Consider the following 23205-nt stretch of genomic DNA (forward strand, 5'->3'; position numbering starts at 1 on the left):
CGCCGCCAAGGAGACAACCCTATGTTAAACAAACAGTTTTCTGATGACGCACTGGCGCGTATCCGCGAAGAAGCGCTCATCTACCAATGCGCCTGCCCTGCGCAAGTCTGTGAAGCCTTAGGGCACCTCCGGCAGGTATTTGATTACCAGCTAAGCTGCATGTCCAAACCCAGCCTGCTGGATACCGAAGGTAAAGTACACCAGGAAATCGCCCAGTCTACCGCCCTGGCCCACGCAGAGCTGGAAGCCTGCCTGGACCGAGTATTGACACTGGAAGGCTGGGACAGAAACACGTTCAGCATGCCAGCCGGTCTGCGGGAAAAACTGACCGAGGCAATCCTGTCCGACAAAAGCTAATGCGGATGGGGAGCTAAAGCTGTATCGCCCCTCACCTGCACAGCCTCAATTTCAAAGACGATTCCGATATGCAAAATAACACGTGGATTGACCGTAGCCTGAAAGCGGTCTGGCATCCTTGTACCCAGATGAAGCGCCACGAAACCTTTCCGCTGATTCCGATAGCCAAAGGCGAAGGCGCCTGGCTGTACGACTTTGAAGGCAATCGGTACCTGGATTCGGTATCCAGCTGGTGGGTCAACCTGTTCGGACATGGGCATCCGCACATCAAAACCCGCATCAAGGCACAACTGGACCAGCTGGAACATGTGATGCTCGCCGGTTTTACCCACGCCCCGGTGATTGAACTATCAGAACGGTTGTCGGCACGTACCGGCGGCACACTTGGGCATGCGTTTTATGGGTCTGACGGCGCATCGGCCACCGAAATTGCCTTGAAGATGAGTTTTCATTATTGGCGCAATACCGGCAAACCGGAGAAAACCGGGTTTATCCACTTGTCCGACAGCTACCACGGCGAAACCATTGGTTCGCTGTCTGTCACGGATGTGGCCATTTTCAAAGATACCTACGCTGCTCTGGTAAAACCTTCGGCCGAAGTGCCGTCGCCAGACACCCGCAAGGCCGGTGTACATGAAAATGCTGACATGCAGGCGGCCAAGGCCGCTGCAGCGCTGGAAGCCCATCTGGCCGCACACCATGCCACTACCGCCGCACTGATTGTGGAGCCGCTGGTGCAAGGGGCCGCTGGCATGGCGATGTACTCGCCCCAGTATCTGCGCCGGGCCCGCGAACTATGTGACCAGTATCAGGTACATCTGATTTGTGACGAAATTGCCGTTGGCTTTGGCCGCACCGGCAGTTTTTTTGCCTGCGAGCAGGCTGGCATCTGGCCAGACCTGATCTGCCTTTCCAAAGGCATTACTGGCGGGTTCCTGCCATTATCGGTGGTGATGTGCACCGATTCGGTCTATCAAGCGTTCTATCATGATGAGGTGACCAAAGGCTTTTTGCACTCGCACTCGTATACTGGCAACCCGCTGGCATGCAGTGCGGCACTGGCCACACTGGACCTGTTTGATCAGGACGACGTTCTGGCACGAAACCGGGCCACGGCGGACCATATCAACACGTTGGCCGCCGCCCTGAAAGCATTGCCGTATGTGCGCGATTTCCGCCAGGCGGGTACCACCGGTGCCGGGATGATCTGGGCCTTTGAAGTAGAAGACGCACCCATCGGCTTTGCCCAGCAGCTGTTTGCGGCCGGGCTGAAACGGGAGCTGCTGCTGCGCCCGATGGGCAATACCGTGTACTGGATGCCGCCCTATTGTCTGAGCCATGAAGAAGCGGGCCATCTGGTGTCGGCGACCTTTCATGCGCTACAAGATGTCATGGGCCAGGCATGTGGTGTAATATCCGGAATAACTTGAAATTTGAATATTTGTCAGTTGCATTTGAACCAAGCATCAGTGTGGAGTGGCGATGAGCCGGGATCATAAGAATAGCCCCAGGGTCAAACCGGGTGGAAACGCAGGCAACAAGCAAGGTGGAGGCGGCCTGTTTACCGGGATCGTTATCGGCCTGATACTGGGGGTCATTATTTCGGTTGGGGTAGTTTACTTCGTCAACAAGAAGATGATGCTCTCACCAACGCCGGGACTCAAGCAACCCGAACCAACGGCATCCGCCCTGCCCAAACCGAATGCCAACGGCGTCAGCAATGGCGATGCGCCTGAAGATGTCCCCGCCAGCGGCACCAAAGGCAAATATGACTTCTTTGACATTCTGCCAGGCACGGATGCTCCCGCCAAACCCGCGGACAAAGCAGCACCAGCCCCCGCAGACAACCCGGCACCGGCCAAAGCAGACAAAACCGATGCCCGCACGGATCAGCCTGCAGCCGACAAACCGGCAGACGTCAGGCCCGCCAAATCGATTTTTCAGGTGGGGTCATTCCAGAATGAGACCGACGCCGATAATCTGAAAGCCAAACTGGCCATTCTTGGTGTAGAGGCCACGGTTCGCTCCAAGGATATTGCCGGCAAAGGATTGTGGCACCGGGTGATGGTCGGCCCGTTCAACACGCCGGAAGAAGCTGACAAAGTGAAAGCGCTACTGCAGCAGAATGGCATTAACCCGTCAGTGATCAATCTTAAGTAGGACCATCAGGGAACTACAGGCCGCCACCCGTGGTCTGTGGTTTATATTCAATATAAGGACAAGTATTATGCAACGCTGGTTTAAACGTCTTCTTTTGGGTGCAGCCGTCTTGCTTGGGGCCAGTGTTGCGCAAGCCGCACAATGGCAAGCCCTGCCAAAGCCTATGCCGGTACAAACACCGGGTAAAGTGGAAGTGATCGAATTCTTCTGGTACGGCTGCCCGCACTGCTACCATCTGGAACCTTCACTGGAGACTTGGGTGAAGAAGCTGCCAGCTGACGTGCAGTTCCGTCGCATCCATGCTGCCTGGAATAGCGGCATGCAGGTTCACGCCCAGCTGTACGCAACTGTTCAGACCCTGAAGCTGGATGACAAACTGAACATGCCAATCTTCAACGCCATTCACAAGGACAATGTCGAGCTGCGTGACGAAAGCGTGCTCAATGACTGGATTGCCAAACAGCCAGGCATCAACGCCAAGAACTTCATGAAGACCTACAAGTCTTTCTCTTCCCAAACTTATGCCCGCCTGTCACCACAGTACACCCGTGACTACGGCATCAATGCCGTGCCAACCTTTGTGGTCGGTGGCAAATACATGACCTCGGTGGCAGATGCCGGCAGCGAAGCAGACCTGTACAAGGTACTGGAACAGCTGATTGCCAAGGTACGCAACAAACAGTAAGTCTTGGCCTGCCGGACTTGCATGAAAAACGCCCGTCTCATGGTGATGAGACGGGCGTTTTTCATTGATGGGGTTTCAGGCACCGGTTACTGGCACTGGGATGCACTCATGGTGGAGGATGTCGAGGCCGAGAACCCGGCCTCCTGACAAATCTGGTCTGATGCCTTGTCGACGATTTGCGCAGCGTCATCGTCGCTGTCAGCCTCAACCGTCACATAGGTTGATCCGGACGGCTCGGTGCAGTACACCTTGCATTGATACTCTTCTGCATGCGCCAGACCGGCCAGCATCAGGCCGATGGTCAACCACAGGGATTTCTTCATGTCGTCTCTCGCTTGCCGTGTATTGTCGAACAGACATTGTGACCCCGGCGGACAGCGTAACCAATCCCCGGTTCATCAAAACGGTCAAACCAAGGCAAAAGAGAGGCGCAGATTTGTTTAGCGGTTGGCCCAGACCCACTTCTTCCAGACCGCAAACAGGTCCGGATTCAGCGCCGCCACTACCGAGCGCGTCCACACCTGATCACACCAGAAGTTGTCTTCCGTGAGGGTAGACATGCAGCCGCCCGCTTCTTCCAGAATCAGGTTGCCTGCCGCGTAATCCCACAGCTTCTGTCCGCCATGCAGATAGAGGTCGAATCGACCGGCCGCGGTGTAACACCAGTCCAGGGTGGAAGCCCCCATGTTGCGCTGGCTGCCGTAAGGGGAAACGCTCATCAGGCGTGCCGGCAGTTTACCGGCCAGCCATTTGATCTCTACCCCGGCAATGGCATCGCTCATGCGCGGCACGTGTTTCTTGAGCGGCAACGACTTGCCGTTGAGCGTAGCTCCATGACCCTTGGCTGCCGCAAACAGCTCATCGGTAACGGGATTATAAATTACGCCCAGCACGGTTTTGCCATTCTGCAGCAGGGCAATTGAGGTCGCAAAGTACGGTAAGCCGTGGATAAAGTTGGTGGTGCCGTCAATCGGATCGATACACCATAGCCCCGACCCGCCCGCCTGCCACAGACGCTGCTGCTCTTCCTTGGTCATTTCCTCGCCCAGCACCGGAAAAGGAATGATCCGGCTCAGGCCTTCGATCAGCGCATTCTGGGCGGCAATATCGGCCTCGGTCAGCAGGCTGCCGTCGATTTTCTTGGCGTAATCGGTCGTCAAAAAACGGGGCATGATTTCACGATGCGCGACTTCGCGCACCAGTTGGCATACCGCGGGCAAATAACGTTCTGGGGCAATCATGCCTAATATTTCCTCAAGACAAAACAGACAAAAGGCGATATCAGGGGGGAAGGGGAGCCTATCTGTCGGACGTTGTCAGTCATATGGACCGGTCGTTATACAGAGTGTTGTTCTAATTGCGCGACAGTTGGCCGGCAAGAAACCTGCCGTCATGTCATCCGTATTCATATCAACAATAGTACCTTATTTCATTAAAAATATTGCATTGCACCCCAAATTTATTCCTTTACCAGCATGGGGCCGACACACGCACCGCCTACTGTACGCGCCAATCTCCCCTGCTGGCCGCCTTTGTCAGGCGGGAAATCCAAGAAAGGTTTTTCGATGCGCGCGATACTGCCTTATACTGGCAGGATATTTGACTTCTCATACCCTCATCTGCCATGCCTCGTTTCTATTGCGACCTTGTCCTCACCCCTGGCGCTACATTGCGTTTGCCTGATCAGGTTCACCGGCACGTTCAAGTGCTGCGACTCTCGCCGGGTGATGAAATACGCCTCTTTAACGGACAAGGCGGCGAATACGCCGCAGAAGTCGTGTCGGTGGGCAACAAGGCCAGCGAAGTCCTTATTGGCGAGCATCTGCTGTTGGAACGAGAATCCCTGCTGCAAGTCGGGTTGGCACAGGGCATTTCCAGTGGCGACCGGATGGATTACACGCTACAGAAGGCGGTGGAGCTGGGCGTTGCATATATCCAGCCGCTGATGACCCGCCGCAGCATCGTGAAACTGCCGGCAGACCGCTGGGCCAAAAAGCATGAGCACTGGCGTCAGGTGGTCATTGCGGCCTGCGAGCAATGTGGCCGCAATACCATTCCGGAAGTGCGTGAGGCCCAACCTTATCTGTCGTGGATTCACCAGCACAAGACCGATGCCGATGCGCCGGGCCTGATCCTGATGCCGGGTAGCCAGCAGCGCTTGCAAGACCTGCCGCGACATCAGCAAGCGTGCCTGCTGGCGGGACCTGAAGGCGGGCTGACCGAGGAGGAACATCAGGAAGCGCTTGCCCGTGGCTGGCAAACACTGACACTGGGACCGCGCGTGCTGCGCACCGAAACGGCCGCCCTGGCAGCATTGGCCGCCCTGCAAACCCTGTGGGGAGATTTTTGAGGCATATCAGGATTTGGCCATCCCGCCACGCCTGAACCCGATTCCATTCAGCCAATACGCTACAATGCGGCATTGGCCACTAACAACGCAGTCACTGTTAACTGACAAGGAGAACCCCGCATGACCCGGTCGGAATCCCCCGCCCCGTTTGTCCATTGGTTTCGTGAAGCCGCACCGTATATCCGCGCTTTCCGAGGACGAACATTTGTGGTGGCGTTCGGCGGAGATGTGGTGGCGGGTGGCCAGTTTGCCACCATGACGCACGACTTCAACCTGCTCACCAGCCTGGGTGTACGGCTGGTCCTGGTGCATGGGGTGCGTCCGCAAGTCAACGAGCGTCTGGCCGACAAGGAACTGCCGGTTCAGTACCATAACGGCATTCGCATTACCGACCCGGTGACCATGCAGTGTGTGAAAGAATCCGTCGGCGTGGTGCGGGCCGAAATCGAAGCCTCGCTCTCCATGGCACTGGCCGCCACACCAATGGCCAATGCGGCCATTCAGGTCGCGGGGGGTAACTTCCTGATTGCCCAGCCGCTGGGCGTACGTGACGGCATCGACATGATGCACAGTGGCGAGGTCCGCAAGGTCAATACGGAAACCATCAGCAGGCGTCTGGACATGGGGGAGATTGTCCTGATTTCACCGATCGGCTACTCACCAACCGGCGAAATCTTCAACCTGACGGTGGAAGATGCCGCGTGCACCGTGGCCACGGCGCTCAAGGCGGACAAGCTGATTTTCTTCATGGACGAACCCGGCCTGAAAGATAGCGACGGCGAGGTCCGTCTGGAAGTCACCTCGCAGGAAGCCAAGAAATTCCTGCGTGCACGCACGTCGGTCTTCGATGACATTGGCTGCTACCTGCCGGCCGCCATCAAGGCATGCGAACAAGGCATAGAACGGGTACACATGGTGGGGCGCTTTGTAGAAGGCGCGCTGCTGATGGAACTATTCACCCATGAAGGGGTCGGTACCCTCATTACCCGGCAGCGCCTGGAACGCTTGCGCTCTGCCAGCATTGATGACGTGGGTGGCGTATTGCAGCTGATCCAGCCGCTAGAAGCCGAAGGCGTGCTGGTCAAGCGCAGCCGCGAACTACTGGAACAGGAAATCGACCGTTTTGCCGTGCTGGAGCACGATGGCCGCATTGTCGGCTGTGTGGCGCTGTACACCTTCCCGGAAGAAAACGTCGGTGAACTGGCATGCCTGGTGGTGGATCCGACATTCCGTTCGAGCGGCTATGGTGACTTGTTGCTGTCGTATGTAGAAAAACGGGCCAGAGAACTGGGGTTGCAGCAACTGTTTGTGCTAACCACTCGCACGGCCCACTGGTTCTTCGAGCGGGGATTTGAACCGGCACCGGTCAGCGAACTGCCGGCCAAGAAACAGGATCTCTACAATTATCAGCGGCGATCCAAAGTATTTTTCAAGACGCTCTAGCGCCGTATCGCGGCGGGCAACCGCCGCAACATTGCTTGAGACATGTCAAATATCTGTAACAATATTGTTGTAAATTTGAAAGAAAAGGAAGTCAACATGGGTAGAACCGTACATTGCGTCAAACTGGGCAAAGAAGCTGAAGGTCTGGATTTCCCGCCGATCCCGGGTGATCTGGGTAAACGCGTCTTTGAAAACGTATCCAAAGAAGCCTGGCAAGCCTGGGTTCGCCACCAAACCATGCTGATCAACGAGAACCGTCTGAATCTGGCTGACAGCCGTGCCCGCCAATACCTGACCGGCCAGCTGGAAGCTTACTTCTTTGGCGATGGCGCCGAAGCACCAACCGGGTACGTACCACCGTCTGCATAATTGCATTTGCAGCACCACACCCGTACAAACAGAAGAAAACGATACACATGACTTTCAAAATTCGTTCTGAGCATTTGTTAAACCGGGAACTGGGCCTGATCGAGTTTAACCGCAGGGTACTCGCACAAGCTGAAGACCCGGACAACCCCTTGCTGGAACGACTGAAGTTTCTGTGTATCGTCAGCAGCAATCTGGACGAACTGTTTGAAGTACGCATTCCGGGCCTGCAGCAGCGGGCCAGGCTACAGCCTGGTTTGAGCGGCCCGGATGGCTACAGTGCCGAACAGCTGCTGGCTGAAATCAGCGAACGGCTGCATGCACTGGTAGCCCATCAGTACCTGGTACTGCGGGAAATCGTCCTGCCCGCCCTGGCACAAGAAGGCGTGCATTTCCTGCGCCGGCCCACCTGGAACGAAGCCCAGCAAGCCTGGGTAAAAGACTATTTTTTCCGTGAAGTCATGCCGGTGCTCACGCCCATCGGGCTGGACCCCTCGCATCCTTTCCCGCGTGTGCTGAACAAGAGCCTGAATTTTGCCGTCGAACTCGAAGGCCGGGATGCGTTTGGCCGGAATTCCGGCATTGCCATTGTGCAAGCACCCCGCGCCCTACCCCGCATCATCCCGCTGCCAAGCAGCGTGTCCGGTGTGCCGAACGGCTTTGTGTTCCTGTCATCCATCCTGCATGCGCACGTCAACGAACTGTTTTCCGGCATGACCGTACTGGGATGCTACCAGTTCCGGGCCACACGGGATGCCGATCTGGCCGTGGATGAAGAAGACCTGACCGACCTGCGCGAAGCCCTGCAGGATGAATTGTCGCACCGACAGTTTGGTGAAGCCGTGCGTCTGGAAATGGCAGACAATTGCCCTCAGCATATCGAGACATTCCTGCTGGATCAGTTCAAGCTGACGACCCAGGATCTGTACCGGGTCGATGGGCCGGTGAACCTGGTCCGCATGATGCAGGTACCGGACCTGGTCAACCGGCCAGACCTGAAATTCCCCGGGTTCCGCCCCAGCCTGCCGGTTGCACTGCAGAAACGGCCGGAGATTTTCGAAGCAATTGCCAAGAACGACATCCTGCTGCATCACCCGTTCCAGTCGTTTGCGCCGGTGATCAACTTCTTGCAGCAGGCCGCGATTGACCCGCAAGTGGTGGCCATCAAGATGACCGTGTACCGCACCGGGACGGACTCGGTCCTGATGGAAGCGCTGATAGAAGCCGCCCGCCGGGGCAAGGAAGTAACCGTCGTGGTCGAGCTGATGGCACGATTTGACGAAGAAGCCAACATCAACTGGGCTGACCGGCTGGAAGATGCCGGTGCCCATGTCGTCTATGGGGTGGTGGGCTACAAAACTCACGCCAAGATGCTGATGGTGGTGCGCCGGGAGGCCAAAGGACTGAAGCGCTATGTTCACCTTGGCACCGGTAACTATCACCCGCGTACCACCAAGTTCTATACCGATTTCGGTCTGCTGACATGTAATGAACACATCGGTACCGATGTCTCGGACGTCTTTACCCAGCTGACCGGTCTGGGCAAGGCCGGTAAGCTGAAAGTGCTGTGGCAGTCACCCTTTAGCTTGCAACCACAGCTGATCAAGTCGATTGAGAACGAGATCAAGATTGCCAAGGCTGGCCGCAAAGCCCGCATCATCGCCAAAATGAACGCGCTGCTGGAGCCGCAGGTGATTCATGCCCTGTATCAGGCATCGCAGGCGGGCGTCGAAATTGACCTGATCATACGGGGCGTATGTGCCCTGCGCCCGGGGGTCGAAGGCTTGTCGGAGAATATCCGGGTACGCTCGATCGTCGGCCGCTTTCTGGAACATACGCGGATTTTCTACTTCCTGAATGACAAGCAGGAAACCCTGATGCTGTCATCCGCCGACTGGATGCACCGCAACCTGTTCCGTCGGATCGAGGTGGCATTCCCGATTCTGGACAGCAAGCTCAAGCGCCGGGTGATTCGCGAAGGGCTCATGATTTATCTGAACGACAACCAGCAGACCTGGGACATGCAGGCCGATGGCAGCTATCGTCAGAAAGCGGCTCGCCGCGGTCACGAGCGCGCCGCACAAAAAACCTTGCTGTCAGAACTGGCCGACCAAAGCAGCTGACCGGTAATCCAGAAACCGCTTCCGTTTGTCGGATAAGGGATGTTGCGACCCATGACAAGGGGCACACTATCATGGTGATGCCCCTTTTTATTGCGCATTTTGCCAAGGGTTTTGTCTGGTGCAGACAGTGAAATAAGTTGGAAGATTTTGCCGGAATTTCTTGTATTTCTGTTAAATACAGACTATGAATATAGCATTGCCAGATTCGCCGTGAAAAATCTAACAAGACAGAGTGACTGAGTACAATGACCGCAACACTTGCCAATCTCCGCTTACCCAAAGAAGATTTTTCCACCCAAGTGGCCGGGCATTTTACGTCCAAAGAAAAGCTTCACGACTGGCTGATCTCCCAGCCCCATGCCCAACCCCTGGATTTGTCCAGAAACCTGCACGACGCCCTGTTTACGCTTAACCGGACCAGGATTGACAGAGATCTCCGCCTGCAACTCAACGAGTTGTTCCTGCAATCCATCAATATGCATCTGCCGGCGCTGCAACTGATTTACAAATCCTCGACAGTCACCAACAATCCGCGCGCCAGCAGTGCCTGGAAATTTGCCCGTGACCTGTTTATCGAGCTGGGCTTCGCCTTCAAGCTGTCACTGATCGAGGAAGTCAACCGCCGCTTCGGCATGAGTAACCGCCAGACGGCCCGCCTGATCGCCCGCATCATGGACCTGGAACAGCGGCTACTGATTTTATGCTATCAGGCCTACTACCCGCTGCCGGAAGGCATCTGGCTGGACTGCCATACCCTGTTTTATTTTGCGCTCCAGCACAAATTGCTGGATGAGCTGCCCAGAGAAGAACCGTTACACATTGTGCCGCTGTACAAAGAAACGCTGCTGCTGGGCTTATGCGACCCGTACTCGCTGCTGCATGGTGAAATTGAACAGGTCAGGGACTGGCTGCAAAAACTTGCCAACCATGCGGTACTGCAATCGGTTGAGGAACTCTTCGATCCTTCCGGATTTTTCCTGATCAAACTGGATGAAGATAACGCACCGCAATTCATGGGCCAGCGTCCGCAGGAACTGACCGGGCACCATACCCTGCTGCTGAACTGTTTTGACTTGGTACGCCGCATGTACCGGGAGCTGGCACCGCTGGAGAAAGTGGCGGCTTCATCCAATACCTATTATCGTGCCACCCAGCACATCGACCTGCTGCGGCGACTGATCCGCAGCTGGGGCATTGCGCCCAAACGGGTGTTCAACCGGATGCGCAACAATGCCACCGTGATTCTGGTGTCCGAGCTGTCCACGGTGCATCGCGTGCTAACCTCTTCCAAGGTGCAACCTGCCCCGTCGACCGACTTTGATGACCTCTCGGATGTGATTCCGGACTTTATTCCGTCCCCCTCTCCCGGGTCGATTGCGGTCTCCGAAGAGACCCATTCATTGTGGAAGGTCATCAATGTCAGTGCCGGTGGCTATGCGCTGCAACTGATCTCGGAAGATATCGGCCTGATCTCGGTCGGCCGGATCGTGATTCTGAAATCAGACACTGGTGACAAATGGAATGTGGCCGCCGTACGCTGGGTCAGGCTGGAAGAGCATGTGGAAATCGGCCTGCAACTACTGGCCCCCGAAGCAGAGACCATCATGATCCGTCCGGTCATCCATGCCACCGGTACACAGTTTGAACCAGGTCTATTGCTACCGGCAGTGCAGGAGCTGCGCCAACCGGCCAGCATTCTGGCGCCAGCAGGGTTTTTTGCACCGTTACGCGAGTTTGAGATCCTGCGCGGCCCTTACACGCTGACGGTCAGGTCTGTGCGCCGGATGACGCAAGGCCTGTGTGTGGACCAGTTTGAGTTCATTACCCCGGCAGAAGTCGAAGCGCTGATGGAAATGCCTTACTTTGATAGCGATGCCAATGCAATCAGCCACCGTGTGGCTTGATCGTACTGGCAGATGCCTGGTCATGTTGGCCAGGCATCTGCCTCCTGCCGGCAATGGTCAGGTTTGTACGATCGGGTCGCTCACGTTATCGAGGATGGTGGGCTTCTGCAATTCCGGATCACGCGTCAGACTGCTAACCGGTCTGACAAGCTCGGCCTCCAGACGGGATACCGGAACCCGTAGCGCTTCAGCCAGCGCATCATGTCGCAACAGCACCGGGTCCAGCATGCGCGTATCCCATATCAGCACACGGTAAAGGTCCAGCAGCATCACCTTGTCGAGGTCCTGCCCCAGAATCCAGCCCTTGTTGTGCGCCAGCCGCTTCACCCAGCCGTGAGTTTCCAGCTTGCTCAGCATGTTCAATACATCACCCAGGCCAACATGCAGCTTTTTGTGCAATTCTTCAGGTGTCACGTCCCTTGCGATCTGGTGCGCATCATCCATGTGCCCCAGAATTCGTAATGCATCATACAGATCACGCCCCGGGCTTTGCCGCAGTTTCCAGGCATGCCCATGCCAGTAAGACAGGCTGGCGGTGATGGTGGCACCGACCAGTAGCAAACTCCACAACAGATACAGCCAGGCCAGAAATATCGGCAGGCTGGCAAACGCACCATAGACCAGCTTGTAGCTGGCCAGCTTTTTCACGTAGAAATGAAATCCGAGCCGCATCAGTTCGAAGGCGATGCCGGTAAACGTACCGCCAATCAGGGTGTGTTTCCAGGGCACCTGGCGGTTTGGCGCAAAGCGGAACAGCAAAACAAACGAAATGATGGCCATCACCGTGCGTAGCAGCCAGGTGAGGATATCTTCTACCCAGTTGAGCGACCGCTTTAGGTCAGGCAGCAGGTTGAACAGGTCATTGACCATGGTCATGGTCAGGCCGATCACCATCGGCATGACGGTCAGAATCGTCCAGTACAACATCAAGCGCTGCCATAACGGGCGCTGGTGCTTGATCTGCCAGATGGCGGTAAAGGCTTTGTCCACCGTCGAAATCATCATGATGGCGGTCAGTGCCAGCACAATGATCCCCATCACCGTCAGGCGCTCGGCATTGTCAGTAAACTGCCGCATGTAGACCGTGATGATGCGGCTGGCCGTATCCGGCACCAGATTGGATAACAGGAAAGCTTTGAACTGGTTGCCCACACCGTTGAACACATCGAACGGAGCCAGCACGGCCAACGCAATGGTAATGAAGGGCACCAGGGCCAGCAGCGTGGTAAAGCTGAGACTGCCCGCCACCTGCAGGCAGCGGTTTTCCACCATCCGTCCGCCGATAAAGCGGGTAAATCCGGCCAGGTCCGCCAGGCGGCTTTTCATAGTTTGAGACATGATCACACGTGAAGTGGCTAAGGTTCGTTATAATACCCTTCATTTTATCCGATAAGGCAAGTCTGATGCAGGAAGTCCTGGTTCTGTATTACAGCGTGCATGGTTCTGTAAAGGCGCTGGCCCAGCATGTGGCACGCGGGGTCGATAGCGTACCGGGCGCCTCTGCCCGGTTGCGTACCGTTCCCAAAGTGTCACCGGTTTGCGAGGCCACCGAGCCGGCGGTACCCGACCATGGCGCGCCTTACGCCACGCTGGACGACCTGAAAGCCTGCAACGGCCTGATTCTGGGCAGCCCGACCCGCTTTGGCATGATGGCGGCCCCGATGAAGTATTTTCTGGACGGTACCAGCGGCATCTGGCTGAATGGCACCCTGAGCGGCAAACCGGCGGCGGTCTTTACCAGCAGCAGCACCCAGCACGGCGGGCAGGAAAGCACGCTGCTCAGCATGATGCTGCCACTGCTGCACCATGGCATGCTGCTGGTCGGCGTTCCGTTTACCGAACCGGCGCTAACCTCCACCAGCACCGGCGGCACGCCGTATGGTGCCAGCCATGTGTCCGGCACCAGTAATACGGCGGTATTGTCCGCGCAAGAACAGCAGTTGGCGTTTGCCCTGGGCAAGCGCGTTGCCGAAACCACCGTTAAACTTTTTAGAAACTGATTCTGATGCGATTTGCTTATCTGCTGACAAATATCGGCCTCTTTGGCCTGATCTTCCTGTGCCTGGCATGGGAATTATGGCTGGCCCCGATCAAACCCGGCGGCTCGCTGCTGGTGCTAAAAGTGCTGCCGCTGCTGATCCCGCTTCGGGGCATTCTGCTCGGACGCATCTACACCCACAAGTGGATGACCATGTTCATCCTGCTGTATTTCACTGAAGGGGTCATGCGGGCCTGGTCGGACAAAGGCTTGTCACAGATTCTGGCGGGCATTGAGGTTGCGCTATGCGTGCTGGTATACATTGCCTCGATCATGTTTATCCGCAAAGTCCGCGAAAACAAGACGGCAGATACCCGCGCCGCGTCCTGATCCCGCTGTGTGCATCGGGTCGCAGGTCATCTTGCTTACCTGTGATCCGGTCAATTTCTGCACATTTCCTTGCTGCAAGGTATCAATCCCGCTCGTGAATGGATTATGATCTTGGTCTGCCCCGACAATGACGGGGTGTATCGATACTTGATCTGACGCACATCCAGAAAACTTCCGAGCCATGACCATTCGGTATTTGCGCAAACTCACCGGCAGGAACCGTAACCGGTTATCCAATGTCCGCCTTGCCCGCTTTCTGGCCTTTATTGCCGGAGCGGCCAATGCCGGCGGCTACCTGGCCGTGCAGCAGTACACCTCCCACATGTCGGGCATCATTTCCGGCCTGGCAGACAATCTGGCCCTGGGCCAGTTCATGCTGGCGCTGGCGGGCCTGTTTTCGCTGCTGGCATTTGTCGCTGGTGCCGCCAACACCGCCTGGGTGGTCAACTGGGCACGACGGAAAGGCTTGCATAGCGAATATGCCTTGCCCCTGTTTTTCGAGGCGGTCCTGCTGCTGATATTCGGTTTTCTGGGCGGCTATCTGGAACACAAAACCTGGTTTGTGACACCGATGACGGTCATGCTGCTGTGCTTCATGATGGGTCAGCAAAACGCACTGATCACCAAAGTCTCCAAGTCGGAAATCCGCACCACCCACGTGACGGGGATGGTCACGGACATCGGCATCGAACTGGGCAAACTGTTTTACCTGAACCGGCCGCACCCCAATCCGGCAGAGCCGCGTGTCTTGGCCAACCGCGACAAACTGCGCCTGTTGTCTTCGATGGTGGGGCTGTTTTTCATTGGCGGGCTGGCGGGTGCCATCGGCTTTAAGCATCTCGGTTTTGTCATGACGGTGCCGCTGGCCGTTCTGCTCCTGCTGCTGGCCATTGTGCCGGTCATGGATGACCTGCAGCATCTGGCGCGGGACGGTCATCTGCCCCACGCCTGATCAGGGTTAACAACGAGCGTTATTCACGCACGACATCTGCCGGGTTATAACTGGCCGCGTGCACCACGCCGGCACTCTGGATAAACCCTTTTAGCACATCTGCATCCACAAACCCGGTATTCACATAACCGGGGTGATTCGAGAGCTTGGGATACCCGTCGCCCCCTGCCGCCGTGAAGTTGTTCAGGGCCAGACGATAGGTTTTGGCCGGGTCGATCGGTTGCGCATTGATCGAGGCCTGTTTGACCTCGCCCTGCGCCAGCACCAGCTTGACCCCGGCAAACTGGGGAAAGGCACCGGAACCTGCGGTCATTTTGGCTGCGGCACCGAGATAGGCCAGCAGCTCTTGCCCGCTCAGGTCCACGTACACCAGCGTATTTCCGAACGGATGCACTTTCAGCACGTCTTTATAGGTCAGCTTGCCTGCCGGCAGGGAATCCCGTACCCCGCCGGCATTCATCAGCGCCAGATCCGCCTTGGTCTTTTGCATCATGGCGGTGGCAATCATCACACCCAGGTTAGTCGGCATCTTGCGCACCACCGCACGGTCCCCTTCCAGCTTACCATCGGTTTCGCCTACCACCACATCCAGTGACGCACGGCCCTTTTCCTGGTACGGGGTCAGGAATGCCAGCATGGCTGGGTCTTCCTTGATCTCGCTGGTGTACACCACCTTTTTGTCTTTGCCGTCGTCACCCTTGACGGTCTTCTTCAGGTTAATCGGGATCAGCTGATAGCTGACTAGATTGAACTGACCGTTCCTGAACTCGAAATCAGCCCGCCCGACATACTTGCCCCATTCATGGGCCTGCACAATCCAGGCGCCATTCTGGCGGTCCGGCGCGCACGGCTGGCCGGGGACATAGGCCTCATTGCGGACGTTCTCGGCTTGCATGCACACCGGGTTCTGGCTGTGGCCGCCGACAATCAGGTCCAGCCCGCTCACCTGCCGGGCCATCTCCACATCACCCTCGGCATTGCTGCCATGCTGGCCATCGGGGTAATGCCCCATATGGGTCGATGCAATCACGATATCGGCCTTGGTCCGCAGTTCCGGCACCAGTGAGGCAGCTTCGTCGGCCGGCTTGCGGAAGGTGACATCCGTGATGTTGGCCGGGTCGACCATCTTGGCAGTATCGTTGGTCGTCAGGCCCAGTACCGCGACCTTGACACCATCCAGGTTGAAAATCTTGTAGGGCTGGAACATGCGCTGGTCGTGCTTGTAGATATTGGCGGACAGCAGCGGGAAACTGGCCCAGTGCTGCTGTTTGGCCAAGACCGCAGGCGGGTTATCAAATTCGTGATTCCCCACCGCCATGGCATCGTAGCCCAGCTGGTTCATGCCTTTGAAATCTGGCTCGGCATCCTGCAGGTCGGATTCCGGCACCCCGGTATTCACGTCCCCGCCATCCAGCAGCAAGGTCTGCCCTCCCTTGGCCTTGACCTCTGCCCGGATCTGGTCGATCACTGTTTTGCGTGCGGCCATGCCGTACTCGCCATCGCTGTTTTTCCAGAAATGGCCGTGGTGGTCGTTGGTGTGGAGGATGGTGATCTGGTAGGTTTTATCCGGCTGGTAGTGACCAACCGTGGTACAGCCGGTGATGGCAAACACCACCGCCAGGGAGAGATAACGCAGGGGCAACTTCATCTGGCATCCTTTCAAGAGAACGACGAACATCCGAAGCATATTGTCAGGTGTGTGTGACAGGAATTATGTCCATGGCTTGGCTACCGGATCAATGGGGTTGACACAAATTCACCCTTGCCAAATTTAGTTGAAAACTGTACTATTCATGCATGAACAGTAAAATCGTGCACCTAAGTTGTAGTTCGACCGCCATTTCCCAGATTGAGGAAGGGGTTGCCAAAGTCGCAGAACGACTAGGCATGCCGCCACAATCGGTGATGGACATTACCGCCATGCGGCTGACCCAGATCATGGCCCGCGGCTATCATGACGTCATGTCGGTCGCACTGAAAGAGCAAGGACTGAACCCCACCAGCTGGATGACCTTGATGATGTTTTTCAAGGCAGAGGGAGAGCCCTTGAACCCGTCTGATCTGGCCACCATTACCGGCGAGTCACGTACCAACATGACCCGTATCTGTGATGAACTGGTGGCACAGGGTTACATTACCCGCTTTCCGAGCGCGCAAGACCGTCGCCGGGTTGACCTGAAGCTGTCGGATGCTGGCGCTGAGCTGATTCGCCGTACCGCGCCCAAGTTGCGGGAACACCTGAAGCCGGTGCGTGAAGCCATCACGGATGAAGAAAAGCAGACCCTGATCCGAATCCTGAAGAAGCAGTTGCTGGCATTACCCGATATGTAACCGGCTGTACAGACCATGGATTTGGTCTGACTTGATAATTGAAAACTGGATTATCCGTTTATGAATAGATCAACCTCTCTCGTTTGCAAGCTGAGCATCCTGCCCTTGATGCTGGCGCTGGCGGGCTGCGTCGCCATTCCGCCCCAGGGTGACCACCTGCAGCCCATCGACCCAAACCGGGTACAACTGACCTCTGAGCTGGCGCTGAAGCAAAGCGGCTGGCCGGATGCGCGCTGGTGGCAAGTATTTGGCGACAGCCAGCTAAACCAGCTGGTAGAAACAGCCCGCCAAGGCGCACCGACACTGGATACTGCCAAAGCCCGCCTGCACGCCGCAGAAGCCGCCATGAGCCTGACCGACGTCAGCCGTCGTCCGACCCTGATTGGCAATGCCTCGGTATCCAAAGAACTGGAAACCGCCAATGGCATGATCCCGCCACCGTATGCAGGCCATTACGTGAATCAGGGTCGCGCTACGCTGGATTTCAATTATGACCTGGACTGGTGGGGCACACAGAAAGCCAGCCTGCAGGCCGCAATTGGCCAGGTAGCGGCGGCCAAGGCCGAACAGGCTGCAGCCGAGCTGATCGTGACCACAGCGGTGACACAGCAGTATTACGCCTATCAATCGGCCAGTGCCCAGCTGGCGCTGGTTGAACAGCAGATTGGCAAGCAACAGCAACTGGCCAGACTGCAGCAAGCCCGCATTCGCCAGGGGCTGGATACACAGGACGTGATTCGCCAGACCGATGAACGCCGTGCCAACCTGCAGCAGCAGGCAGAAATCCTGAAAACCGGCATGCAATTGGCCAGAGTACAGCTGCGTGCCCTGACCGGCATGAACACGCTGCCCGACCTGCAAGCTACCCGCTTGCCAAACGTGGACAGCGGCATCCCGGCCAGCTTGGGTGTGGACCTGATTGCCCGTCGGCCGGAAATCGATGCGGCCCGCTGGCGGGTAGAAGCGGGCCTGTCGCAAGAGGCCGTGGCCAAATCGCGTTTTTACCCCAGCATCACCCTGTCAGCGCTGGTCGGTTTTTCATCAATTGACCTCGACAAGCTACTGAGCAGCTCCAGCCAGATCGCCAGTATTGCCCCGGCCATTCATCTGCCGATTTTCGATATGGGCCAACTGAAAGCCAATCTGGCCAGCAGCCGGGCGCAGACAGAAGTCGCCGTTGGCCAGTACAACCAGACCGTCGTAGATGCCCTGAAAGAAGTCAGCGAGACCGTGACCAGCCTGCAAGGGCTGAGTCGCCAGCAACAGGCCGTCAATGCCGCGCTGGGGGCCTCGCAAACCCAGCTGAACCTGACCCGCGCCCGCCAGAAGCAGCAACTGGCCGATGCACGGCAAGTGTTGCAGGGCGAAATGAGCGTCATCAGCCAGCAGGCCGCCCTGCTGCAACTGCAGCAGCAACGCATCAGCGCACAGATCAATCTTTATAAAGCATTAGGGGGTGGCTATCTTGCCGATGCCCACCCAGCCAACGGAGACGCACAATGACACAGAACGCCACCCCAACTGTTGAGACAGCACCAGCCGGCAATGGCAAACGCAAACGCATTCTGACCCTGCTGACCAGCCTGTTCGTGCTGGCCGGCATTGGCTACACCGCCTGGTATGTGCTGGTGGGCAGCCAGGAAGAAGAAACCGATGACGCCTATGTGGGCGGTAACCTGATCACCCTGACGCCTCAGGTAGCGGGTACGGTTGTGAGTATTAACGTGGATGAAACCCAGCAGGTGAAAGCCGGGCAAACCCTGGTTCAGCTGGACGCATCAGACGCAGCCGTGGCGCTGGAGGATGCCCGCGCCAAGCTGGGTGAATCCGTTCGCCAGGTCAAACAGCAGTTTGCCAATGCCAGCGCGGCCGATTCGCTGGTAGTGCAGAAACAGATCGACCTGAAAAAAGCCGACGCCGATCTGGCGCGCCGTTTGCCGCTACTGGCAGACCAGGCCATTACCGGTGAGGAAGTCGCACATGCCAAAGACAGCGTGGCCCAATTGCAAAGCCAGTTGCTGGTTGCACAAAAGCAGGCCGCCGTTGCCCACAGTGCCATTGACGGCACCTCTGTTGTGAATCACCCCAGCGTTCAGCGTGCCCGTGCCACCTTTATCCAGGCCTGGCTGGCGGCTCGCCGCAATGCCTTGGTCGCACCAGTAAGCGGTTTTGTGGCCAAACGCAGTGTACAGGTCGGCCAGCGCATTACCCCCGGCGCCAGCTTGTTGTCTATTGTGCCGCTGGACCACCTGTGGGTGGACGCCAACTTCAAGGAAAAAGAACTGCGCAACCTGCGGATTGGCCAGCCTGCTGAAATCACCACCGACATTTATGGATCCAGCGTGACCTATCACGGCAAGGTGATGGGTTTCTCGGCCGGTACAGGTGCGGCCTTCTCACTGCTGCCCGCCCAGAATGCCACCGGCAACTGGATCAAGGTGGTGCAGCGCGTACCGGTGCGGATTGCTCTGAACCCGAAAGAATTACAGGCACACCCGCTGCGGGTAGGTTTGTCGACCGTGGTCAAAGTAGATACCCACCAGCGGGACGGCAAGCTGCTGTCTGCGGTGGCCTCTGGCGCATCGGTCTACCAGACCCCGGTCTATGATGCCGAATACCAGGCGGCCAGCAAAGAAGCAGATGCGCTAGTTGCCCGCCACGCAGGACAGAAAGGGTAAACCCATGACTGCCGCTGCTCAGGCTGCCCACGAGGAACAGCCCCGCCTTCACGGCGCACCGCTCGCCCTGTTTACGCTGGCGGTTGCGCTCGGTACCTTCATGGAGGTACTGGACACCACCATTACCAACGTGGCGATTCCGCACATTGCCGGCAACCTGGCGGTCAGCAGCAACCAGGGCACCTGGGTGATCAGTTCTTATGGTCTGGCCAGTGCCATAGCCGTGCCGCTGACCGGCTGGCTGGCACAGCGCTTTGGCCAGGTGCGGATGTTCGTGATCTCGGTGCTGCTGTTTACGCTGACTTCCATGCTGTGCGGTTTTGCCACCTCATTGCCGATGCTGGTGTTTTTCCGCTTCATGCAGGGTCTGGTATCCGGACCGATGGTCCCGCTATCGCAAACCTTGCTGCTGTCCAATTATCCGCCCGAGAAAAAAGGGGTGGCATTGGCCCTGTGGGCGATGACGGTGATTGTGGCCCCCATTTTTGGTCCGTTACTGGGGGGCTGGCTGACCGATAATCTCAGCTGGCCATGGATCTTCTTCATAAATGCCCCGATCGGTATTTTCTCGGCCATTGCCACCTGGTCGCTGATCCGCCACCGCGAAACCCCGCGGGTGAAAAAACCGATTGATGTGGTCGGCCTGGTGCTGCTGTTCGTCGGCGTGGGCAGCTTGCAGCTGATGCTGGATAACGGTAGCGACAATGACTGGTTCAATTCGCCCTTCATCCTGACGCTGGCCATCATTGCCGCCGTGGCGCTCAGTTTCTTTGTAGCCTGGGAACTGACGGATGAGCACCCGGTGGTAGACCTGTCGCTGTTCAAGAGCCATAACTTCCGTTACGGCGTACTGGCCCTGTCGCTGGGGATGTTCTGCTTCTTTGGCAGTACCGTGCTGTTCCCGCTGTACCTGCAGACAGTCATGGGTTACACCTCGACCTGGGCGGGCTTGGCAACGGCACCGGTAGGGATTCTGGCATTTGTGTTCTCGCCCATCATCGGCAAGAACATTGCCCGGCTGAACCTGCGCCTGGTGGCGTCTTTTGCCTTTATCGTGTTTGCCGTCACCATGTTCTGGTTTGCCAGCTTCTCGCTGGATACCGACTTCCGGCACATGTTCATGCCGCGCTTGCTGCAGGGGATCGGGGTTGCCTGCTTCTTTGTGCCGATCAACACCATCATCATGTCGGGTTTGCCACCGCACCGGATGGCCGCCGCCGCGGGTTTGTCGAACTTCTTCCGGACACTGGCCGGCAGTTTTGCCACCGCCATCGCAGTGACGGCATGGGACCACCGGGCGAGCTTCCACCACGCCCGGCTGACCGAGAACATGACCGCGTTTAATCCGGTCACCTCCGGTGTGCTGGATACGTTGCAAACGGCCGGCCTGCCCTTGCAAGGCGCCTACAAACAGCTGGATCAGATGATTACCCAGCAATCCTTCATGATGGCGACGATTGACGTCTTCCATAGTTTTGGTTTGCTGTTTCTGCTACTGATCGGCGTCATCTGGCTGACCAAACCCATCGCCGGTACCTCTGGCGGTGGTGGTGGCCACTAAGCATTACTCCACACCCGCCAGCCAGCATCAGCCCTGTGCTGACCTTGGCTGGCGGGCCTTTGTAGAGTGTTTTATCATAGGGCTTCCTGCATTACGGACATTGCCCGCATGAGCGCCTCCCTCCTGTTTGTCGGCCTGATTGTCAGCTCGATCGGCCTCGGGTTCTTTCTGTATGGTCGCAAGCAGCGGGCCAGTGTGCCCATGTTATGCGGCCTGGCCCTGATGATTTACCCCTACTTTGTCACCCAGCTCTGGGTATTGATCCTGATCGGCCTTGTGCTGGCGGGTATTCCGTATTTCATCCGGTACTGACAAAGCGCCAACCACCGCCACCCCGATAACCACAGCTCGTGATTTGTCGGCCCGCCTGCCCCGTGTGTGAAAAATAAATAGCCAGAAAGGGTACAAGACCCTTTTCTTTCCGCGGCCAATGATGTTATCTTAATAACAAATAAAGTTAAAAAGATAAATAAGTAACATTCATCCAAGGGGAGAATTGCTCATGAGCAGTGAAAAGCTGACCGAATTGCTGGAAAGCAGCTTTACCCAGTTCACCCCTACAGGCAAACGCATTGCCAGCTATCTGCTGGCCAATATGCTGCAAATTCCGTTTGAAACGGCAGACAGCATTGCCAGGCAAACCAATACCACCGGCATTTCCGTCGGTCGCTTTCTACGGCAGATCGGCTTCCAGAATCTGGATGATCTGAAGCAGTCACTGCGCGGCACCGGCCAGACCTGGCTGATGACCGACCGCCTGGGCTCTTTTCGCAATCAGGATGAAGAAGAGGATGTACTGGGCCGCTCGCTCAAACTGGAACTGCAAGCCATCGAGCATGTGTACCAGCTTGCCCGCAGCCCGGAATTCCAGCATGTTGTCGACCGGATCGTGGCAGCCGATGCCGTGTTTGTACTGGGCATTCAATCCACCCGCGGCATCTCCAATGCCTTTTTCAGCCATCTGGAGTACATCCGTCCCAATGTCTTTTATGCGGACGGCTTGTCTGGTACCTATGTCGAGTGTCTGAATTCCGGCTTTGAAAACCCTTACCTTATCCTCACTGACTTTCGCGCCTATTCCAGCATTACCAAAAAACTGTGTGCGGCGGCCTGCAAACGCAACCTGAACATGGCGCTGATCACCGAATATTACTGCACCTGGGCCAGAGACTACCCGGTGGATTTACTGCAGATCAATGTGGATGTTGGCCAGTTTTGGGATTCTCTGGCCCCCCTGACCGTGCTGTTTAACCTGCTGGTCTCTGGCGTGGTGAAAGCTACTGGCCCGGACCTGGAGCAGCGCTTGCAGGAAAACAAAGCCTTGCAAAAAGAACTCGGTCAATTCGACCTTTAGCATAAAGAACCACACCATGACGACACATGCCAAGCTAGTGGAAATTACCCCTGACACGTATGACGTGATTCAGCAGATCGCCTACGCCACCGCCGACAACATGCTGGGACGGGTGATTTACAAGAACAGCAAATGCTACCTGCACCCGACTGCCGCCGCCGCACTGCAAGTGGCCATTACGCTGGCAGACCAGGCCGGTTACAAGATCAAGATCTTTGATGCCTACCGCTGTCCGGATGACCACAAGCAATTGTGGGACTTCCTGCCCAATCCGGACTACGTGGCCGATATTCATATCGGCTCCAACCACAGCCGCGGCATTGCGCTGGATGTCACGCTGGTGGACGAGCACGGTCAGGATCTGGACATGGGCACGCATTTTGATGCCATGGAAGAAAAATCGCATCATTTTCATCCCGGTCATGCGCCGGCCATTCAGCGCAACCGTCTGCTGTTGCTGGGCATCATGCGGGCGGCCGGTTTCATGAACATTAAATCCGAGTGGTGGCATTACGAACTGCCGGATGCCGCTTCTTACCCGTTGCTAAAAAGTAGTTCTTCACTGTAGTTGTT

General features: G+C 56.8%; 22 protein-coding genes and 1 pseudogene. 19 read left to right on the forward strand and 4 right to left on the reverse strand.

The genetic code is table 11. The features are described 5' to 3' along the window. Window positions 1-21: 21 nt before the first annotated feature. The 4 genes from F552_RS0116575 (at window position 22) to F552_RS0116590 (ending at window position 3202) form a co-directional block, all read left to right on the forward strand. Entirely contained in the window at window positions 22-357 is a 336-nt protein-coding gene (locus F552_RS0116575) for a hypothetical protein (protein ID WP_018152890.1), read from the forward strand. Window positions 358-425: 68 nt separating this feature from the next. Then, complete coding sequence (bioA, locus tag F552_RS0116580; protein ID WP_018152891.1) at window positions 426-1787, forward strand: adenosylmethionine--8-amino-7-oxononanoate transaminase; 1362 nt, start codon at window positions 426-428, stop codon at window positions 1785-1787. 52 nt (window positions 1788-1839) lie between these two features. Then, window positions 1840-2517 carry an SPOR domain-containing protein gene (locus tag F552_RS20215; protein WP_018152892.1) on the forward strand — a complete coding sequence of 226 codons (678 nt, stop codon included), beginning with the start codon at window positions 1840-1842 and terminating at the stop codon, window positions 2515-2517. 67 nt (window positions 2518-2584) lie between these two features. After that, the gene (locus F552_RS0116590; protein ID WP_018152893.1) at window positions 2585-3202 is read left to right on the forward strand and encodes a thiol:disulfide interchange protein DsbA/DsbL; all 618 of its coding nucleotides are present in this window, start codon (window positions 2585-2587) and stop codon (window positions 3200-3202) included. An 86-nt stretch (window positions 3203-3288) separates the two neighbouring features. Here F552_RS0116590 and F552_RS0116595 read toward each other — a convergent pair whose 3' ends face one another. Both F552_RS0116595 and F552_RS0116600 read right to left on the reverse strand, forming a co-directional pair. After that, a complete protein-coding gene (locus F552_RS0116595) occupies window positions 3289-3525 on the reverse strand; it encodes a hypothetical protein (RefSeq protein ID WP_018152894.1) in 237 nt (78 codons plus the stop codon). Between the two features lie 117 nt (window positions 3526-3642). Beyond that, on the reverse strand, window positions 3643-4443 hold the full coding sequence (locus F552_RS0116600; RefSeq protein WP_018152895.1) for an inositol monophosphatase family protein: 801 nt from the start codon (window positions 4441-4443) through the stop codon (window positions 3643-3645). A gap of 383 nt (window positions 4444-4826) precedes the next feature. Between F552_RS0116600 and F552_RS0116605 the strand changes: the two genes are divergently transcribed. The 5 genes from F552_RS0116605 (at window position 4827) to F552_RS0116625 (ending at window position 11388) form a co-directional block, all read left to right on the forward strand. After that, window positions 4827-5552, forward strand: coding sequence for a 16S rRNA (uracil(1498)-N(3))-methyltransferase (locus F552_RS0116605; protein ID WP_026182837.1), 726 nt, complete (start codon window positions 4827-4829; stop codon window positions 5550-5552). A 120-nt stretch (window positions 5553-5672) separates the two neighbouring features. Then, window positions 5673-6995: an amino-acid N-acetyltransferase gene (gene argA, locus F552_RS0116610; protein WP_018152897.1), complete on the forward strand. Its 1323-nt coding sequence runs from the start codon at window positions 5673-5675 to the stop codon at window positions 6993-6995. Between the two features lie 96 nt (window positions 6996-7091). Continuing rightward, window positions 7092-7364 carry an oxidative damage protection protein gene (locus tag F552_RS0116615; protein ID WP_018152898.1) on the forward strand — a complete coding sequence of 91 codons (273 nt, stop codon included), beginning with the start codon at window positions 7092-7094 and terminating at the stop codon, window positions 7362-7364. A 47-nt stretch (window positions 7365-7411) separates the two neighbouring features. Next, entirely contained in the window at window positions 7412-9484 is a 2073-nt protein-coding gene (gene ppk1, locus F552_RS0116620) for a polyphosphate kinase 1 (protein ID WP_018152899.1), read from the forward strand. Window positions 9485-9729: 245 nt separating this feature from the next. Beyond that, window positions 9730-11388, forward strand: coding sequence for a cyclic-di-GMP receptor FimW-related protein (locus F552_RS0116625; protein ID WP_018152900.1), 1659 nt, complete (start codon window positions 9730-9732; stop codon window positions 11386-11388). Between the two features lie 57 nt (window positions 11389-11445). Here the strand turns inward: F552_RS0116625 and F552_RS0116630 are convergent, their stop codons facing one another. Further along, a complete protein-coding gene (locus tag F552_RS0116630; RefSeq protein ID WP_033375940.1) occupies window positions 11446-12726 on the reverse strand; it encodes a YihY family inner membrane protein in 1281 nt (426 codons plus the stop codon). Between the two features lie 65 nt (window positions 12727-12791). On the opposite strand from F552_RS0116630, the gene wrbA reads away from it, so the two are divergent. The 3 genes and pseudogenes from wrbA to F552_RS19705 form a co-directional block, all read left to right on the forward strand. After that, window positions 12792-13388, forward strand: coding sequence for an NAD(P)H:quinone oxidoreductase (gene wrbA, locus F552_RS0116635; protein ID WP_018152902.1), 597 nt, complete (start codon window positions 12792-12794; stop codon window positions 13386-13388). 5 nt (window positions 13389-13393) lie between these two features. Further along, window positions 13394-13756, forward strand: coding sequence for a DUF2069 domain-containing protein (locus tag F552_RS19700; protein WP_018152903.1), 363 nt, complete (start codon window positions 13394-13396; stop codon window positions 13754-13756). Between the two features lie 181 nt (window positions 13757-13937). Then, a pseudogene (locus F552_RS19705) lies at window positions 13938-14672 on the forward strand (YoaK family protein); the annotation flags it as partial. Window positions 14673-14727: 55 nt separating this feature from the next. Here the strand turns inward: F552_RS19705 and ushA are convergent. Beyond that, on the reverse strand, window positions 14728-16356 hold the full coding sequence (gene ushA, locus F552_RS0116650) for a bifunctional UDP-sugar hydrolase/5'-nucleotidase UshA (protein WP_018152905.1): 1629 nt from the start codon (window positions 16354-16356) through the stop codon (window positions 14728-14730). Between the two features lie 149 nt (window positions 16357-16505). Here ushA and F552_RS19710 point away from each other — a divergent pair, with 149 nt between their 5' ends. The 7 genes from F552_RS19710 (at window position 16506) to ddpX (ending at window position 23200) form a co-directional block, all read left to right on the forward strand. Then, window positions 16506-17039, forward strand: a complete 534-nt coding sequence (locus F552_RS19710) for a MarR family winged helix-turn-helix transcriptional regulator (RefSeq protein WP_083917540.1) — start codon at window positions 16506-16508, stop codon at window positions 17037-17039. A 60-nt stretch (window positions 17040-17099) separates the two neighbouring features. After that, on the forward strand, window positions 17100-18542 hold the full coding sequence (locus F552_RS0116660) for an efflux transporter outer membrane subunit (RefSeq protein ID WP_018152907.1): 1443 nt from the start codon (window positions 17100-17102) through the stop codon (window positions 18540-18542). Beyond that, window positions 18539-19717 (forward strand): HlyD family secretion protein, encoded by a 1179-nt coding sequence (locus tag F552_RS0116665; RefSeq protein ID WP_018152908.1) that lies wholly within the window; start codon window positions 18539-18541, stop codon window positions 19715-19717. The genes F552_RS0116660 and F552_RS0116665 overlap by 4 nt, the downstream gene beginning before the upstream one ends. 4 nt (window positions 19718-19721) lie before the next feature. Beyond that, window positions 19722-21278 carry a DHA2 family efflux MFS transporter permease subunit gene (locus F552_RS0116670; RefSeq protein ID WP_018152909.1) on the forward strand — a complete coding sequence of 519 codons (1557 nt, stop codon included), beginning with the start codon at window positions 19722-19724 and terminating at the stop codon, window positions 21276-21278. Between the two features lie 108 nt (window positions 21279-21386). Continuing rightward, window positions 21387-21590, forward strand: coding sequence for a hypothetical protein (locus F552_RS0116675; protein WP_018152910.1), 204 nt, complete (start codon window positions 21387-21389; stop codon window positions 21588-21590). A gap of 190 nt (window positions 21591-21780) precedes the next feature. Further along, window positions 21781-22632, forward strand: coding sequence for a MurR/RpiR family transcriptional regulator (locus F552_RS0116680; protein WP_018152911.1), 852 nt, complete (start codon window positions 21781-21783; stop codon window positions 22630-22632). A gap of 16 nt (window positions 22633-22648) precedes the next feature. Continuing rightward, the gene (gene ddpX, locus F552_RS0116685) at window positions 22649-23200 is read left to right on the forward strand and encodes a D-alanyl-D-alanine dipeptidase (protein ID WP_018152912.1); all 552 of its coding nucleotides are present in this window, start codon (window positions 22649-22651) and stop codon (window positions 23198-23200) included. Window positions 23201-23205 lie beyond the last annotated feature (5 nt).

The organism is Leeia oryzae DSM 17879, assembly GCF_000376945.1.
Lineage (GTDB): Bacteria > Pseudomonadota > Gammaproteobacteria > Burkholderiales > Leeiaceae > Leeia > Leeia oryzae.

What these genes read in the sequence shown, in the direction of transcription:
- F552_RS0116670 (WP_018152909.1), top strand. Translation starts at nt 19,722, where the DNA reads ATGACTGCCGCTGCTCAGGCTGCCCACGAGGAACAGCCCCGCCTTCAC.
- F552_RS0116665 (WP_018152908.1), top strand. Translation starts at nt 18,539, where the DNA reads ATGACACAGAACGCCACCCCAACTGTTGAGACAGCACCAGCCGGCAAT.
- wrbA (WP_018152902.1), top strand. Translation starts at nt 12,792, where the DNA reads ATGCAGGAAGTCCTGGTTCTGTATTACAGCGTGCATGGTTCTGTAAAG.
- ushA (WP_018152905.1), bottom strand. Translation starts at nt 16,356, where the DNA reads ATGAAGTTGCCCCTGCGTTATCTCTCCCTGGCGGTGGTGTTTGCCATC.
- F552_RS20215 (WP_018152892.1), top strand. Translation starts at nt 1,840, where the DNA reads ATGAGCCGGGATCATAAGAATAGCCCCAGGGTCAAACCGGGTGGAAAC.
- F552_RS0116595 (WP_018152894.1), bottom strand. Translation starts at nt 3,525, where the DNA reads ATGAAGAAATCCCTGTGGTTGACCATCGGCCTGATGCTGGCCGGTCTG.
- F552_RS0116625 (WP_018152900.1), top strand. Translation starts at nt 9,730, where the DNA reads ATGACCGCAACACTTGCCAATCTCCGCTTACCCAAAGAAGATTTTTCC.
- F552_RS0116675 (WP_018152910.1), top strand. Translation starts at nt 21,387, where the DNA reads ATGAGCGCCTCCCTCCTGTTTGTCGGCCTGATTGTCAGCTCGATCGGC.
- ppk1 (WP_018152899.1), top strand. Translation starts at nt 7,412, where the DNA reads ATGACTTTCAAAATTCGTTCTGAGCATTTGTTAAACCGGGAACTGGGC.
- F552_RS0116660 (WP_018152907.1), top strand. Translation starts at nt 17,100, where the DNA reads ATGAATAGATCAACCTCTCTCGTTTGCAAGCTGAGCATCCTGCCCTTG.
- F552_RS0116630 (WP_033375940.1), bottom strand. Translation starts at nt 12,726, where the DNA reads ATGTCTCAAACTATGAAAAGCCGCCTGGCGGACCTGGCCGGATTTACC.
- F552_RS0116590 (WP_018152893.1), top strand. Translation starts at nt 2,585, where the DNA reads ATGCAACGCTGGTTTAAACGTCTTCTTTTGGGTGCAGCCGTCTTGCTT.
- F552_RS0116575 (WP_018152890.1), top strand. Translation starts at nt 22, where the DNA reads ATGTTAAACAAACAGTTTTCTGATGACGCACTGGCGCGTATCCGCGAA.
- F552_RS0116600 (WP_018152895.1), bottom strand. Translation starts at nt 4,443, where the DNA reads ATGATTGCCCCAGAACGTTATTTGCCCGCGGTATGCCAACTGGTGCGC.
- ddpX (WP_018152912.1), top strand. Translation starts at nt 22,649, where the DNA reads ATGACGACACATGCCAAGCTAGTGGAAATTACCCCTGACACGTATGAC.
- F552_RS0116605 (WP_026182837.1), top strand. Translation starts at nt 4,827, where the DNA reads ATGCCTCGTTTCTATTGCGACCTTGTCCTCACCCCTGGCGCTACATTG.
- F552_RS0116615 (WP_018152898.1), top strand. Translation starts at nt 7,092, where the DNA reads ATGGGTAGAACCGTACATTGCGTCAAACTGGGCAAAGAAGCTGAAGGT.
- F552_RS19710 (WP_083917540.1), top strand. Translation starts at nt 16,506, where the DNA reads ATGAACAGTAAAATCGTGCACCTAAGTTGTAGTTCGACCGCCATTTCC.
- bioA (WP_018152891.1), top strand. Translation starts at nt 426, where the DNA reads ATGCAAAATAACACGTGGATTGACCGTAGCCTGAAAGCGGTCTGGCAT.
- F552_RS0116680 (WP_018152911.1), top strand. Translation starts at nt 21,781, where the DNA reads ATGAGCAGTGAAAAGCTGACCGAATTGCTGGAAAGCAGCTTTACCCAG.
- F552_RS19700 (WP_018152903.1), top strand. Translation starts at nt 13,394, where the DNA reads ATGCGATTTGCTTATCTGCTGACAAATATCGGCCTCTTTGGCCTGATC.
- argA (WP_018152897.1), top strand. Translation starts at nt 5,673, where the DNA reads ATGACCCGGTCGGAATCCCCCGCCCCGTTTGTCCATTGGTTTCGTGAA.